We start from the raw sequence: 15682 nt of genomic DNA, 5'->3' as shown, positions 1-15682 counted from the left end.
GAATCAGTGGTATGTGTATGAAATTCAAGAAGAAATGATTGCCCGTGGTGTAATCTAATTTTAGATTTCATATAAATTAGCAGAATTTAGAATGTGATAAATGGGCTTAAAGACTCCCTGTAGGTTTATTTAAATTTTATTGTATCTTGTCTGCCTAAATCATACATATTTAACCTTATACTAACCTTCTAAACTCCCTAAAAATGGATGAAAATTTTTCTACTACCGAAAATTATAACTCAGGCAGACCTCAACTTTCTGTGTCAGATGTAGCACTGGTTTATTTGAAAGAAACCAGTAAATGGACAAAATTTCTTGCTATAATGGGCTTTATTGTGGCAGCACTTACCGTTGTGTTTGGCTTTTTCAGCAGTAGTATTATGCCTCTCATTTATCAGCAGCAATTCGAAGTAGGAATGATGCCATCTGCCTTTTCTTTCGTTTTTGCGTTCATCTATATTACAATCGGTGTGCTATATTTTTTTCCTTCCTTATACCTTTATAAGTTTTCAGAGAAATCAAAAGGGGCTATCCAAAGACAAGATAGCGAGGCGTTAACAGAAGCTTTCAAAAATCAAAAATCACTTTATAAATTCTGGGGTATTTTCACCATTATCATTCTGGGTTTATATGCATTGATGTTTATATTCGGAGTATTGGGAGCTATGATGTTTTAAGTATGGCTATATATAAGAAAGATTGTGTTATCTTTTATTATCATAGTTCGTCTTGCTTGTGATAGCAATAATCGATATAGTATCCAATAGTCCATTTACGGAATATCGTTTTGTGGTGGGGTTGAGTTTTATTACCGTTTCTTCTTTAATGAATTTGATATATAAAAATTAGTCCAAAGGTTAATCTATTGAGGAAAGCCTCTTTATTTTATATGTAAATATAATTGTATTTTAAAATGTCAACCTCCCTCCAATACCCCATTGGTACATTCCAAAAGCAAAGTAGTTATACCAATGAAATGCTTGATGAATTCATTACTGATATTTCCAGCTTTCCGGTAAGGCTGAGAAATGAAGTGCAGCATTTAAACAGCGAACAACTTAATATACCTTATCGTCCGGGAGGCTGGACAATCCGGCAGCTTGTTCACCACTGTGCAGATAGCCATATGAACAGTCTAATGCGTTTTAAATTAGCGCTTACAGAGGATCAACCTGTTATTAAACCTTATTTTGAGGACAGGTGGGCAGAACTTCCGGATAGTAAGATGGAAATAGAACCAGCATTACAAATACTGGAAGGGCTTCACGCACGTTGGACTACACTCTTGAAAAGCCTTACGGCTGAACAATTAAAAAAAGTTTTTGTGCACCCTGAACATGGAACAGAAATTTCTTTGGAAGAAAACATTGCACTTTATGCATGGCATTGTAATCACCATTTGGCTCATGTTGTCAGTTTAAAGCCGAAAAAGGAATAGTAAGAGATACACAAAATCTGTGTAAATACTTAATCAAATGGTTGTTTCATTACGTCAGTATATAATGTAATGCTTTGGAAGTAAATAATTTATAGTTATCTTATAAAATATACTTATTAAGAGCTTCTTTCCGGTAATGAGCAGCTATATTTTCTTATAAGGTGGCTTATCTACAAATAATTAAAGAGAAAAAAACTCTACAAGTGTTACAATTACAAATTTAATTATTAAAAATATTACTCTGTATTATATTCAACCATAAATATGTTTCAGATTTACTTAGTGGAAGACGACCCCTGGTACGGTGAGCTATTAAAACATCACCTTACCCTGAATCCGGATTATGAAGTGTCTCTTTTTACAGAGGCTCAGCAATGCCTTTCTCAAATACATAAAAAGCCAGACGTTGTCTGTATTGACTATGGTCTTCCGGATATGGATGGTAATAAATTATTGAAGGAAATTCTTAACCGTTTACCAGATTTGCCGGTAATTGTTATCAGTGGCCAGGAGGAAATTGCCGTAGCTGTTAGTTTGTTAAAGGCTGGAGCTACTGACTATATTATTAAAGATGAGCATGCAAAAGACTTACTTTGGCGCAGTATCATTAAGATTCGGGAGAATAGCAATCTTAAAAAGGAGGTAGAGCATCTGAAAGAACAACTGGAACAGAAGTATACCTTCGAAAACAGTATAGTAGGCCAAAGTGATGCCTTGAAAAAGACTTTTAGGCAAATTGAAAAAGCGGCCAACTCTAATATTAACATTTCAATTACGGGTGAAACAGGTACCGGAAAGGAATTGGTAGCACGCGCTGTACATTTTAATAGTGAGCGAAGAAAGAAACCTTTTATAGCTGTAAATATGGCCGCTATTCCTAAGGAATTGGTGGAGAGCGAGTTGTTTGGGCATGAAAAAGGGGCATTTACAGGGGCCATAAGCCAAAAGCAAGGCAAATTTGAAGCAGCAAATGGAGGTACCTTATTTCTTGATGAAATAGGTGAACTTGATCTCAACCATCAGAGTAAATTGTTGCGTGTTTTGCAGGAGAGAGAAGTAGTAAGGATTGGTAGTAATAAAGTAATAAAATTTGATGCGCGTATTATCACAGCCACGCACAAAAACCTTGCAGATGAGGTGAAAGCGGGCAACTTCAGGGAAGACTTATATTATAGAATTGTGGGCTTGCCCATTGAGCTTCCTCCATTAAGAAATCGTGATAAGGATGTGTTGATATTGGCAAAGTATTTTATTGATGAATATGCAAAAGAGAATAAACTTAAAAAGGCTCCTATAATAAGTAATGAGGCAAAGGACAAGCTCATGAAATACAATTTTCCCGGAAATGTGCGGGAGCTAAAGGCCATTATTGATTTGGCTTGTGTAATGAGTGATGGTGTCACTTTGACGGATGATGATATCACTTTTCATACTGTTAAAGCAGATGAGCTATTTACAGCTACTGAAAAAACATTACGGGAGTACAATTCAGATATCATTAGTTTCTTCCTGAATAAATATAATAATAATGTAATAGAAGTAGCTAAAAAGCTGGATGTAGGAAAGTCTACTATTTACAATATGATAAAATCTGGTGAAGTAGGTACAAATAAATAATAGTTTATCATTAAAAAGGATGAAGTCAATTAATCAATTCCTGAAAGAGGGTGGCTTCTACCGCTCGGTAGTAGAAGATGGTTCAGATATTATAATGGTAGTAAATTATGATGGTGAAATTTGCTTTCATAATGAGGCGGTTACGGATACGCTAGGTTTCCCCGCCAAATCTTTGGAAGGTAAAAACTTTTTTGACTACGTCCATCCCAAGCATTATAAAAGTGTGCAATCTTCTTTTCAGATATGCACTAACGAAGCCTATACCGCAGGAATAGAGCTGTCTTTCTTAACACAAACAAAGAATTACAAATATCTGGAATTCAATGCTATCAATTTAAAATATAAAGAGGGAGTTGAATTGTTAATCCTGGATTTCCGGGATATTTCTCAAAGAAAAGAGAATGCAGAGGGTTTGCTTAGGGCTCAACAGATGCTAAAAGGCATTGCCTTGGCTACAGAAGAACTTCTGAACAATACTGATTTGAATGAAGCAATTCAGAATTCTTTGGCATTAATGGGGAGAGCAGTTGATGTAGACCGTACCTATTTATTTGAGAACAGTAATGTTGATGGAAAAGCACTTACCTCCCAACGTTTCGAGTGGTCCAGGGATAATGTAGCCCCTCAGATTGATAATCCTGATTTACAGAATGTACCTCTAGAGATTTTTGAAGATTTTTTACCCGATTTACTGGCTAAAAGGCCCTTTGAAGCCATAGTATCAGATTTAGATGACAAACTTGCTATGAAAGCACTATTGGTTGAGCAAGGCATTCTTTCTGTTTTACTGTTACCAATTTATTTCAAAGGCAAATTCTGGGGCTTTGTAGGGTATGATGACTGTACCCGCGAGAGAAAATGGCCACAAGAAGAACTTTTATTGCTTATAAGTTTTGCCAACAACATCAATAGTGCTTTGGAGCGATCACATTATACGCATGAGTTGAGTGAAATGGCTTTGTTTGCTTTGGAAACTCCTGACCCCATCTTCAGGATTGATCGTGAGGGAAAAATTTTATTAAAAAACAAACCTGCGGAGCCAATAGAACAATTTATTTATGAGGGTAGGCCCATCCTGGTGGAGGAGATATTTAAGCATTTAGCTGAACAAATAGATGATGTAAATGTCAGCAAAACAATAGAACTAATCCATCATGATATATATTATCAGGTTAATATTGCGCTTTCAGAAACAAGAAAACATATCAATGTTTATCTCTCCAATATCACTCCGCAAAAGGAAGCGGAAATAGAAGTTCGTAAGTTTAATGATCAACTATTATTGTTCAGGAGTTTATTAAAAAGCTCATCCGATGCAGTACAGGTAGCCTATGAAAGCGGCAGATTGTTTTACATAAATGAGGTAGCAAGTGAACGATTAGGAATTCCGCCTGAGGATATAGAAAACTACAACGTAAGAGAAATAGAAAATATATTTAAACCCGAAGGAGCCTGGGAACATCATGTTAACGAGCTTAAAAAGGTGGATTTTATTACTATTGAAGGCGAAAATGTTAATCAGACCACCGGAAAAAGCTTTCCCGTGGAAGTGACTGTTAAATACTTGAAAATTAGAGATGAGGGTTTTGTTATTGCTAACTCAAGAGATATAAGTGAAAGAAAAGTAAAGGAGTTTCAAGTGAAGATCCAGGAGGCTAAGTACCGTAATATTATATCCAATATGAATTTGGGGCTGCTGGAGGTTGATAAAGAAGATATTATTCAGTTTTGCAATAAGAGCTTTGAGGAAATGTCAGGCTTTTCGCTTGAGGATCTGCAGGGAAGGAAGGCTTCTGATATTTTTCTCCCACAGACTAACAGGGAATTTATGAGTCAAAAAAATTCAGAGCGACTGGGAGAGGTTTCAGATAGTTACGAGATTATGGTACGTAATAAAAGCGGTCATGCTAAATGGTGGCTTATTAGTGGAGCTCCCAATTATAATGACAAAGGAGATATAGTCGGATCTATCGGAATTCACCTTGATATCACTGAAGAAAAGAAAGTAGCCCAGTATTTACAAAGGGAGCGTCAAAGGCTTGACTATATTATTAAAGGAACTGATCTAGGCACCTGGGAGTGGAATGTAAGAACCGGTGAAATACTTCTTAATGAAAAATGGGCTCAAATTGCAGGTTATTCATTGGATGAACTAAAACCACATGATTTTAACATATGGGAAAAGCTTACGCATCCTTCAGATGTTAGCCGTTGTAAAATTGCAATGAATAATCATTTTGATGGAAAAACTGAGTTTTACCAATGTGAGTACCGAATGAAACATAAAGAAGGCCATTGGATTTGGGTGATGGATAGGGGAAAGGTGCTTTCCTGGACACCCAAGGGAGAAGCACAGTGGATGTATGGTACGCATAATGATATATCTAACTTTAAAAACCTGGAGAATGAGCTTAAATCAAACGTATATAAATTTCAGAGTATTTATGACTTAAGTCCTGTAGGAATAGCGCTTAATGATTATGAGTCCGGAGAGTTTATTGATGTAAATGATGCCTTACTTTACCCAATGGGCTATACTAAAGATGAACTAAAGGCCTTGTCTTATTGGGATATTACTCCAATAGAGTATAAAGATGAAGAGGTAGTTCAACTTACATTGTTAGAAAAAAACGGGCGTTATGGTCCATTCGAGAAAGAATATATCCGAAAGGATGGTACACGTTACCCGATACTTTTAAATGGAGTAACCTATAAAGACAGCAATGGAAGGAAACTTATTCTTTCTATGATTCAGGACATGACTGTGATCAAAGAGGCTGAAGAACAACTCGTAAGTCAGCAAAAAGCATTGAAAGCTTTAAACGAAATCAATGCACTGTCCAACAAAACTGTAAAGGAACAGCTTAGGGAGGCACTCCAATTGGGTTTGGAATACCTGGGATTGGAAGTAGCCATTATCAGTGAAATTGACGCCTCAAATAATACTTACAAGGTGATGGTGCAACATACTTCAAGCGGAGTTTTAGAAGATGATATGGTTTTTGAACTGGGAAATACTTATTGCGATATTACTCTTTCAAATTACTCATTGGTAGCTATAGACCATATGGCGGATTCTGAGTATAAAGGGCACCCATGCTACACTAACTTTAAACTGGAGAGTTATATTGGGGTACCACTCATTGTAGATGGTAAAACATTCGGTACCATAAATTTTTCATCTTCAGTACCTAAAGAGCGTTCTTTTTATGAAAGTGAGAAAGAATTTGTATTGTTGCTTTCACGTTGGGTAAATACCACATTTGAGAGGAATCAATTCATTCAGAGTTTAGAGTTGGCAAAGGAACTGGCGGAAGAGGCCAGTAAAGCTAAAGAAGCTTTTCTCACCAATATGAGCCATGAAATTCGGACTCCTTTAAATGGAATTATCGGGATGATCCGTGAGCTTGGTAAAGAAACCAATATATCTGAAGAACAAAAGTTAAACGTTTCTCGAGCAGGCAGAGCCTCACAGCACCTACTTCAAATTATTAACAATATACTTGACCTTGCTAAAATAGAAGCTGGTGAGCTGCAATTAGAAACCCGTCATTTCTCTCTTAATGAATTACTCATGGATGTTAAATCCATACTGCAAGTACCTGCCAATGAAAAAGGAATTCAATTTGAGATTAATACAGATCCTAATCTGTATAGCTACTTTACGGGGGATGAAATTCGTTTAAAACAGATACTTATTAATCTGGCAGGGAATTCTATAAAATTCACGGAAGAAGGAAAAGTTTCTATCACAGTGAAAGGAGGAATAAAATCTGACTTTGAGCAGGAGTTAATATTTACTGTATCTGATACAGGTATAGGAATGGAAGCCTCATATATGCATAAATTATTTCATAAGTTTCAACAGGAAGATGCCAGCATTACCCGCAAATTTGGTGGCACAGGCTTAGGAATGGTAATTACAAAGGAGTTGGTTGATTTGATGGAAGGAGAAATCAAGGTTGAAAGTAAGAAGGCGCAAGGCACACAAATAGAGATAAGGATAGCATTACCTAAGGGAGATCAGCGATATGTAGCTGAAAAAACTGCAATTAAAGAGCACGTATCTCTTAAAAAAGTAAAGATATTGCTGGTGGAAGATAATGAAATGAACCGATTAGTAGCCTCCAACACACTATCTCTCCTCAATGTGGATATTACAGAGGCAGAAAACGGTAAAGTTGCAATTGATAAGTTAAAAAAAGAAACGTTCGATCTGATATTAATGGATATCCAGATGCCTGAGATGGATGGAATTGAAGCAACAAAGGTTATTAGAAATCAATTAAAAAGTAATGTTCCTATTATTGCTTTATCCGCCAATGCATTTAAGTCAGAAATTGAACACAGCAAAGCCATTGGCATGAATGATTATATTACTAAACCTTTTGATGAAAAGGATTTTGTACAGACGATTCTGAAGTACATCAAAGATGAGGTGAAAATAAAGCAAATTCCGGTAGAAAATTTTGAAGAAAAAGAAAAGTCACAGAAGCTTTATGACTTGAGCCAACTACATGTTTTAAGTAGAGGTAATGTGGAGTTCGTGAAGCGGATGTTAAATGTTTTTACTGATAGTGCCAGTGAGGCTGTTAAAGATTTTGAAGAGGCTTTGCAAAATGAAAATATTGACCGCATCAATAAGATAGCACATAGAATGAAACCTAGCATTGACAATATGGGCATAAGCAGCCTTAAGCTTCCTATCAGAGAACTGGAAAAATTTTCTTTAACTCATAATACCGATATCTCGCTTCGGCAGTCAGTAAAAATGGTGTGTGATCATTTATTGCAAGTAGTTGAACAGCTACGTATTGAAAAAATTAACATGGATTAGGTTTTTTATTCCATTTAATGGAATGCTAGTTTAGTATTCGGAATCTTTATCAAATAAATGAGTGTTAAAAAAACTGTAAATCAGTATCTTATATATATAGGAATAGTTTTGGCATACCCAGTAATGTAAATAAAAAAGGATATGCTTATGAAACGATTAATCCTAATATTAATGATCAACCTGGCTGTTGTAATGAAAGCTTGGGCAGGAGGAGAGTCTTCTACATATTTCAATATATACGTTCCGCATAATAATGATACTGTTCAGCGAAATGTAGCTTTAACCCCAATTCATGATAGCACAACTTTCGTTATTACGGATGATGGCTTTGAAGATTTGATTATTTCTGATAACTATCAGCAGACTAAAAGCAGCTATTTTAAAAAACAGAATGGGAGTTTTATATATGACATCACTCCTGATTTTCTGAAAAATGGTAAAGCTATATGTACTATCTGGGTTGATCCGGAAAATGATACAGATTTATTTGTAGCAGATGATCAACAAGCAAATCAGTTATATATTAATGAAGGAGATTTTTATAAGCGTCATATGGGAAAAGCTTAGGTGTTGCCTAGGTCGATTATATTAGGATGGTGCACTGGATGTTTTTCTTTTAACTCATGTTGGAGAGAAAACAGATTGTATTATAATAATGGAAACCAGCAGGAACTGGCTTTAGATGGGTTAGGTAAAGAATCAAGGAAAATTAATAGTAAAATAATTGGTAATAGTTGATTGGTTTTATTGTAGGGCACGTCTACTTGCTGCGGCTTCTCCTTTATCGGAATGTCTAAGAGGTTATTAATGTCTTGCAGATGTAGCTGCATTTGGGTACTACTCTCATTAATTATAATGATTTTTTGCCGATTATAAAGGAATAGGGAGGCAATAATTAAGGTGGTAGAAAGGATTTTAATCAGATAATTTGAAAATGAAGTGTATTATCTGAAAGATTGGGCAAGCTGTTTAAAAACTGGTAAATTCACTTACTTCAATTACTTTTCCAGCTTCAAATTTATGGATTTTGATGTCTCCGATTCGCATACGAATCAAGCGAAGCGTAGGGAAACCTATAGCGGCTGTCATCTTGCGCACTTGTCTAAATTTTCCTTCTATTATAGTAATGCTAATCCAACTGGTGGGTCCGTGTCGCTCATCCCTTACTTTTTTGGGTCGTGCTTCAAATACCGGAGCAGGATTTAAACGGCTAGCTTTACAAGGTAGTGTGGTATACTTTTTCCCTCTTATTGCAATTTCAACCCCACCTTTTAGTGCTTCCACAGCTTGCTCTGTTATTATGCCATCCACCTGAACGTAGTATTCCTTCTCCACCTTCTTACTCCGTACCTGCTCACTTACTTTACCATCAGTGGTAAGTAATAACAACCCTTCAGAATCCTCATCCAACCTGCCAATTGCCATAGTGTTTTCCGGGAAATTATATAATTCACCTAATAGCTTTTTATTTTTCCTTCTATTCTGGTTATTCACAAACTGCGATAAATAACCGTAGGGTTTATGGAGGATAAAGTGCTGCTGGTGTAGCATTCAATCTTTATAATTTGGAAACATCCTCTCCATCTGTCTTTTTCCAAAAACTTAGGCAGATGACTCCTGAAACAACACAAGAAGCTATAACTCCGGCAAGTACAGGTAAATACCCTTCATTAGCAAAATAATCCATGTCATACTCAAAAAACAGAAAAAGAGAGGCAATAAAAACTATATCCAGCCCTATTTGTATGAACCAATAGTTACGTCTTCCTGTCTTTGTTAATTTATTTAAAAAAAGTCTGTCTAACATTTAGGTTATATTTTAGAGGCCGCAAGATAATAAGTTCAATTAGTTTGCTGTAGTGGAAAGAGTGATTTTTTTACCCGAAACATCCTCTTTTCATTCGGTTTTAGACGTTTTTTTGTAATTCCAGAATTTGGAAAAGTGTTTTTTAAAATGGAATTTTTATATTTTTATTAATAATTAAATAATTGATAATCAATATTTTAACATAGTGGTATTGTTTTCGGGTGGTGTAGTGAAAATATAAAATTCACTATTATGAAACCAGTAGAACAGTATAAGATTTTTGTTGTAGATGATGATTTCTTTTATCAGAATGTTTTCCACCAACATTTGGAAAATTTAGGTTACAATGACATTAACCTTTTCAACAGTGGCTTTGATTGCCTGCAACAATTAAATGAAAAGCCAGATGTGATTTTTCTGGACTATAACATGGATAACCTCACCGGATATGAGGTGCTTAAAAAAATTAAACGCTTCAATCCTGATATTTATGTAGTAATGGTGTCAGCTCAGGAGGAAATTAAACCTGCTGTAGATGCGCTAAAGCACGGTGCATTTGATTACATCCAAAAAGGTGAAGATGATCAGCTGAAAGTAAAGCAGGTATTGCTGAAAATTTCAGAAGTGAGGGATCTTTTAGATCGTTCCAAGCCTACCATCTTAAAAAAAATATTTCAATTCTTTTAACAGATTACCATGCGCTATCTTATCAGCAGTTTCTTTTTAATTATAAGCCTTGCTTCCTGCACGCCTAATTTGTTTCGCCAGTCCAAAAAAGAAGGAGACAACAGAGTGGAGGCTTTGGATAGTATCTTTTACTATAATCCTGACTATCAATACCAGGTGAGAGAAGGTGATAAAATCAGCATCAGTGTATGGGGACAGGATGAGTTAGGCGTAGGCTCATTATATGGCATCTATAACTCTAATGAAGTGTATGGAAAGTGGTTAATGGTTGATGCAGAAGGCAATATTGAAGCCCCTCGTTTAGGAACTCTGGCTGTAGAAGGTAGTACTACTATTCAGTTAAAGGATACACTCAGAACACTTTTTTCCAAGTGGATAGTGAAGCCTATAGTAGATGTGAAAGTGCTTAATAAAGAAATTACGGTTTTAGGTGAGGTGCGTGATCCTAAAGTAATTACGGTAGATCGTGACCACAGCACCTTATTGGATTTAGTGGCTAAATGTGGAGGCTTTGAGTTTTATGCTAACTTCAAACATGTAAAAGTATTGCGACAGGTAGGGCCAAATGTGCATGTAGCCAATATAGATCTTTCCAAACCGGATGATTACCTGAGCAGGAATATCCAGATTCTTCCGGGAGATGTGGTGGTGGTTCCTTCAAAACACTATAAAGAGTTTGATAAAAGAATTTCCAATATTATTCCTTTAACCACTGCTTTAACAGCATCAGCCATATTTATGGGCGCACTCTAAATTAAAAAATCATGCAAGAGCATCTAGGTATATTAAGACCGTATTTTCGAGGATTACCGCTTATCATTTTGGCTACAATGATAGGATTTGTAGTGGCCTCCAAGTACCTCAACTATGTGACTCCTATGTATGAGAGTACTACTACTCTTAAACTGGCTGATATTTCTGAAGGAGTTAATAATAGTAACCTGTTTAAGGACTTTGATGTATTTGCTACATCTAACAAAATAGCCGGTGAAATTGAGGTGCTTAAGTCTCAGGTTTTATTAAACAAAGTACTTGATGAGCTTAATTTTGATGTAGAAATTTATAGAGTAGGTAAAATTCGCTCGGTAGAACTATATGATCAATCACCTTTTTTGGTGGAGAAATTTAATGTGGGAGAGCAGTACTTTGATAAAAAATTTGATGTTAAAGTAGCCCAGGACGGAAGCTATGCAGTAAATGTACCCCACGAAGGTTTAAGGAAAGGAAAAATAGGAGACACCCTTCAACTAGAGAAGGGGCAAATACTGATAAGGAGAAATGAAGTACTGCTTGCGGGAAACCCTTACCTGCAAGTAGCCGACCATTATGAGTTTGAATTAATTAGTCGAAACAAACTCATGGGCATGATTAAGAAAGACCTGGATATTATGGCGGTTGATAAAGATGTTGCGGTGATTAAAATCACAACTAAATCAGCTGTACCTCAAAAAGCTTCATTACTGGTGAATAAAATTGCTGAAATTTATATTCATGACTATATAGATTCCAAATATAAGGTAGCGAATGTAACAGTAAACTTCCTTGAAAATCAAATAGGTGCTGTTAATGAAAGACTTACAGATGCTGAAGACAAAATTCAGGATTTCCGAAACCAGAAGGGCATCACTAACATTTTTCAGGAAAATGAAACCAACCTGCGTAAAATATCTCAACTAAAAATACAACAAACCAATTTAAAGATGGGGCTCGATGCCATCCAGGAATTGGAAAAATATGTAAAAGAAGGTGCTGATAGGTTTCTGGAACTGGCACCTAATTTTGAGGCATTTACTGATCTGCTTTCAACTGAAATAGTTAAAAATATTAAGAAATTACAAGCAGAGAAAATGGATCTTTTGCTGGTTTATACTACAGAAGATGAACGTGTTAAGATTATTGACGACAAAATAGAAGACCTTAAGAATTATCTTATTGAGAGTATCTCTAATACACGTAACAACCTTCAAATTAAGTATGATAATTTAACAGCTGATATTGAGGAGGCAGAATTAGTTTTTAAAGTAGTGCCCGAAAACGAGAAAATGCTTACCATATTAAACCGTGAGTTTCAGATCTATCAGCAATCCTACAATTATTTAAATGAGAAAAAAATTGAAGCTGAAATAGCGCAGGCAGCCAAAATAGCTTTCCACAGAGTAATTACACCAGGCAATGTACCTAAAGTGCCTGTTTCACCAAATAAGCCTATAATTAAGATTGTTTCGGCTATGCTGGGAATGTTTGGTGCCTTAGCACTCATTTTTGTAGTACATGCATTAAAAGCGAAAGTAAACGATAAACGCACTATAGAAAGTCGCTCAATGATCCCTTTGTCTGCACTTTCACCAAAACTCAAGACAAGTGATAGCATATTTGAGCATTTTCAAAAATTAACAGCTCAGCTGGAAATAAAAGGTCTTATGGGTGATAAGTACTTCATGACACTAAGTTCTTTCAAGGCACAGGACGGAGCTCCTTTTAATACTTTACAGTTAACAAAAGCACTAGCCAGGCAAGGCAGGAAAGTATTGCTGATAGATGTAGATAATACTTTGGGAATTGCTGAATGCACTCCGGGTGAAGTACATGAATTTGGAGATTTGATTAGCTACCTTTCTTTGAATGATAACCGGTACAAATGCTACTCTAAAGAGAGGTTGAGTGATATGCTAAGGCGTGTCTCAAGTGATTTTCAGGTTACTTTGGCGCTTAATGGTAACATCGGCAGCCAGATGTCATTATTAATGATGTCACTGGCGGATGTGAATATGGTGGTGCTTGATGCCCGCTTAACACCTGCCAAAAAAGTTTTGGAAGTAGACCTGCTAAAGGAAGAATACAAGCTTCCCAACATGCATTTTTTGCTGAACAGGTATGCTTATACACCAAGCATTTTCAGAGAGATAAAATTGATTTTTATGCGACTATTTAAACGTACTAAAGCAACAAAAGAATTATCATGGCAACTATAAAGAAAATTTATAAATCGACTAAATTCAAGGCATTAGCCGATCAGGCAATATTTAGCGGCAATAGCTTTTTGGTAACTATTCTACTGGCAAGGCTGGTAGCCCCGGAATTATTTGGATTGTTTGCCGGATGGGTTCTGGGCATTTACCTGGCTGTTAGCCTGGTAAGTTCCCTGGTAATTCAGCCCTACCAGGTAATGCTGAGTAAAGTTGACGAGCAAAGAAAATATCAGTTTTTCGTAACTGTGTTGCAGCTGAGCTGTGTGTTAGTACTTTTACTGGTAACTCAAGGTATATTCAAATTAACTCCATTTCTGCACGATTATACTCAATACAAAGAAGCTTTATTGCTCTATGCATTTGGATTCATGTTGCATGACTTCTTTAGAAAAAGTTTGTTGGCACAAAAGCAAATTAGCCAAATAGTAATACTTGATATACTTTTAGCTCTTATGCAAAGCGGTATGTTACTGATAGCCAGTTTCACCTCCTGGTCATTCATCGTTTTATTGCAGTTGTTGGCATTATCTTATATTCCCGCACTTGTTTTTGCTTTGGCTACATCGTTCAAATCCTGGAAATTTTCCATCAATTGGAAAAAATATATACAGTTACATTACCAACAAGGCAAGTGGTTATTTCTTTCTGCAATGGTTCAATGGTGGTCTGGGAACCTATTTGTGGTAGCTTCCGGCATGTATTTAGGTGTAGCAGCACTGGGTGCTTTTCGGTTGGTACAGTCATTGTTTGGTGTATTAAACGTTCTTTTCCAGACGTTCGAAAATTATGCTTTACCTCAAACAGCACGCTTAATGACACAGTCTCGCATAACCGCTCAACAGTATTTGAAAAGGCTAAGTGTTCAGTCACTTACTTTGTTTGCCTCGGTATTGGTTACAGTTTTTTTGTTGTCTGATTACATAATTGTTTGGGCAGGAGGTGATCAATACGCAACGTATGGTTTCCTGGTGAAAGGGATGTCTGTATTGTATCTGATAATTTTTATTGGATATCCTGTTCGCTTGGCTATCCGAGCCCTTGTGCTTAATAAGCACTTTTTTGTGGGCTACATTTTATCACTCGTTTTTAGTCTGATTAGTTTTCGCTTTATGTTAACGCACTTTCAACTGGTTGGTGCACTTATTGGATTAATAGCTTCTCAGCTTATTTTAATAAGCTTTTGGCAATTCATTCTAGTTAAAAATAAATTTTTGTTATGGAGATAATACATTTAATATTAGGTAAAGCCAATCCTGAAAGAATGAATGGCGTAAATAAAGTAGTTTACCAGCTGGCCACAAGGCAGGCCAAATCAGGCCGTAAGGTAGCTGTTTGGGGAATCACCAGAGACACTACCCATAACTATGGACCGCGTAATTTTACTACCGTACTTTTTAAGGCAAAAGCCAGCGCTTTTTTTCTTGATGAGGAACTAAAGACAGCTATATTGGAAAAGCAGGGAAAAGCTGTTTTTCACTTGCATGGTGGTTGGATACCCACTTACTATAGTATTTCAAGATTTATGGCACAACACCATATTCCTTTTGTGCTGACACCACACGGGGCATATAATACAGTGGCTATGCAACGCAGCCGCTGGACTAAGAAAGCCTATTTTCAGTTATTTGAGAAAGCTTTATTAAACCGTGCCCAGCGGGTACATGCCATAGGAGAAAGCGAAGTGGCAGGTTTGCATGGTATTTATGCAAATAACAAGTCGTTCTTGTTGCCATATGGCTTTGAGTATACTCAAGGACTGGTTAATGAGCAATCAGAAGTTTCTGACAAATTTATAATTGGTTTTGTAGGTCGTTTAGATATTTATACTAAAGGAATAGATTTGCTTATTGCAGCTTTTAAGCGCTTTCAAAATGACGTACCTCAGGCCACATTATGGATTGTAGGAGATAGCAATGAACGCATAACACTGGAACAACAAATTGCAAAGAATGCTATAGAGAATGTGGTGCTTTGGGGTAGCAAATACGGAGAAGAGAAGGACAAACTGATGCAGAAAATGCATGTATTTGCACACCCTTCACGTAATGAAGGTTTACCAACAGCGGTATTAGAAGCTGCTAATATGGGCGTACCCTGTGTAGTAAGTGATGCTACAAATGTTGGGCGTTATGTAAATGATTATAACGCGGGTATTACTGTTCCCTCTGAAGATGAGGATGCTTTACTGGAGTCTTTTCATCACCTATATACAATTCATCAGCAAAATAGCCTATGTGAAATTGGTATAAATGCTAATAAAATGGTGGAAGAGTGCTTCCATTGGGATTCTATTGTTGAAGAGTTTGATCAACTATACAGGTAATAAA

Annotated in this window: 12 protein-coding genes; 10 read left to right on the top strand and 2 right to left on the bottom strand. The window is 36.3% G+C overall.

Going from position 1 to position 15682, the window contains the following annotated elements; translation table 11 throughout:
* Positions 1-203: 203 nt before the first annotated feature.
* The 5 genes from IEV85_RS18805 to IEV85_RS18785 all read left to right on the top strand — a co-directional run bounded on the left by IEV85_RS18805 (position 204) and on the right by IEV85_RS18785 (position 8459).
* Positions 204-677: a DUF5362 family protein gene (locus IEV85_RS18805; RefSeq protein ID WP_188466380.1), complete on the top strand. Its 474-nt coding sequence runs from the start codon at positions 204-206 to the stop codon at positions 675-677.
* Between the two features lie 236 nt (positions 678-913).
* A complete protein-coding gene (locus IEV85_RS18800) occupies positions 914-1438 on the top strand; it encodes a YfiT family bacillithiol transferase (RefSeq protein WP_188466379.1) in 525 nt (174 codons plus the stop codon).
* Between the two features lie 264 nt (positions 1439-1702).
* The gene (locus tag IEV85_RS18795) at positions 1703-3055 is read left to right on the top strand and encodes a sigma-54-dependent transcriptional regulator (RefSeq protein ID WP_188466377.1); all 1353 of its coding nucleotides are present in this window, start codon (positions 1703-1705) and stop codon (positions 3053-3055) included.
* 19 nt (positions 3056-3074) lie between these two features.
* Entirely contained in the window at positions 3075-7892 is a 4818-nt protein-coding gene (locus tag IEV85_RS18790) for a PAS domain S-box protein (protein WP_188466375.1), read from the top strand.
* Between the two features lie 147 nt (positions 7893-8039).
* Complete coding sequence (locus tag IEV85_RS18785) at positions 8040-8459, top strand: hypothetical protein (protein ID WP_188466373.1); 420 nt, start codon at positions 8040-8042, stop codon at positions 8457-8459.
* Between the two features lie 402 nt (positions 8460-8861).
* On the opposite strand, the gene IEV85_RS18780 is transcribed toward IEV85_RS18785, so the two are convergent.
* On the bottom strand, positions 8862-9443 hold the full coding sequence (locus IEV85_RS18780; protein WP_188466371.1) for a pseudouridine synthase: 582 nt from the start codon (positions 9441-9443) through the stop codon (positions 8862-8864).
* A 7-nt stretch (positions 9444-9450) separates the two neighbouring features.
* The gene (locus tag IEV85_RS18775; protein ID WP_188466368.1) at positions 9451-9699 is read right to left on the bottom strand and encodes a hypothetical protein; all 249 of its coding nucleotides are present in this window, start codon (positions 9697-9699) and stop codon (positions 9451-9453) included.
* Positions 9700-9951: 252 nt separating this feature from the next.
* Between IEV85_RS18775 and IEV85_RS18770 the strand changes: the two genes are divergently transcribed.
* Genes IEV85_RS18770 through IEV85_RS18750 form a run of 5 tightly spaced genes read left to right on the top strand, consistent with a single transcriptional unit; the run spans position 9952 to position 15678 of the window.
* A complete protein-coding gene (locus IEV85_RS18770; protein WP_188466366.1) occupies positions 9952-10386 on the top strand; it encodes a response regulator in 435 nt (144 codons plus the stop codon).
* A gap of 9 nt (positions 10387-10395) precedes the next feature.
* Positions 10396-11139 (top strand): polysaccharide biosynthesis/export family protein, encoded by a 744-nt coding sequence (locus IEV85_RS18765; RefSeq protein WP_188466363.1) that lies wholly within the window; start codon positions 10396-10398, stop codon positions 11137-11139.
* Between the two features lie 11 nt (positions 11140-11150).
* On the top strand, positions 11151-13358 hold the full coding sequence (locus IEV85_RS18760) for a GumC family protein (protein ID WP_188466361.1): 2208 nt from the start codon (positions 11151-11153) through the stop codon (positions 13356-13358).
* Complete coding sequence (locus IEV85_RS18755) at positions 13346-14581, top strand: MATE family efflux transporter (protein ID WP_188466358.1); 1236 nt, start codon at positions 13346-13348, stop codon at positions 14579-14581. Before IEV85_RS18760 ends, IEV85_RS18755 begins: the two co-directional genes overlap by 13 nt.
* A complete protein-coding gene (locus IEV85_RS18750) occupies positions 14572-15678 on the top strand; it encodes a glycosyltransferase family 4 protein (protein ID WP_188466356.1) in 1107 nt (368 codons plus the stop codon). The genes IEV85_RS18755 and IEV85_RS18750 overlap by 10 nt, the downstream gene beginning before the upstream one ends.
* Positions 15679-15682 lie beyond the last annotated feature (4 nt).

It is taken from the genome of Marivirga lumbricoides (assembly GCF_014636295.1).
Taxonomy (GTDB): Bacteria; Bacteroidota; Bacteroidia; order Cytophagales; family Cyclobacteriaceae; genus Marivirga; species Marivirga lumbricoides.
This window is presented reverse-complemented; position numbering and strand designations above follow the sequence as displayed.

What these genes read in the sequence shown, in the direction of transcription:
- IEV85_RS18800 (WP_188466379.1), top strand. Translation starts at nt 914, where the DNA reads ATGTCAACCTCCCTCCAATACCCCATTGGTACATTCCAAAAGCAAAGT.
- IEV85_RS18805 (WP_188466380.1), top strand. Translation starts at nt 204, where the DNA reads ATGGATGAAAATTTTTCTACTACCGAAAATTATAACTCAGGCAGACCT.
- IEV85_RS18770 (WP_188466366.1), top strand. Translation starts at nt 9,952, where the DNA reads ATGAAACCAGTAGAACAGTATAAGATTTTTGTTGTAGATGATGATTTC.
- IEV85_RS18755 (WP_188466358.1), top strand. Translation starts at nt 13,346, where the DNA reads ATGGCAACTATAAAGAAAATTTATAAATCGACTAAATTCAAGGCATTA.
- IEV85_RS18795 (WP_188466377.1), top strand. Translation starts at nt 1,703, where the DNA reads ATGTTTCAGATTTACTTAGTGGAAGACGACCCCTGGTACGGTGAGCTA.
- IEV85_RS18780 (WP_188466371.1), bottom strand. Translation starts at nt 9,443, where the DNA reads ATGCTACACCAGCAGCACTTTATCCTCCATAAACCCTACGGTTATTTA.
- IEV85_RS18765 (WP_188466363.1), top strand. Translation starts at nt 10,396, where the DNA reads ATGCGCTATCTTATCAGCAGTTTCTTTTTAATTATAAGCCTTGCTTCC.
- IEV85_RS18785 (WP_188466373.1), top strand. Translation starts at nt 8,040, where the DNA reads ATGAAACGATTAATCCTAATATTAATGATCAACCTGGCTGTTGTAATG.
- IEV85_RS18775 (WP_188466368.1), bottom strand. Translation starts at nt 9,699, where the DNA reads ATGTTAGACAGACTTTTTTTAAATAAATTAACAAAGACAGGAAGACGT.
- IEV85_RS18790 (WP_188466375.1), top strand. Translation starts at nt 3,075, where the DNA reads ATGAAGTCAATTAATCAATTCCTGAAAGAGGGTGGCTTCTACCGCTCG.
- IEV85_RS18760 (WP_188466361.1), top strand. Translation starts at nt 11,151, where the DNA reads ATGCAAGAGCATCTAGGTATATTAAGACCGTATTTTCGAGGATTACCG.
- IEV85_RS18750 (WP_188466356.1), top strand. Translation starts at nt 14,572, where the DNA reads ATGGAGATAATACATTTAATATTAGGTAAAGCCAATCCTGAAAGAATG.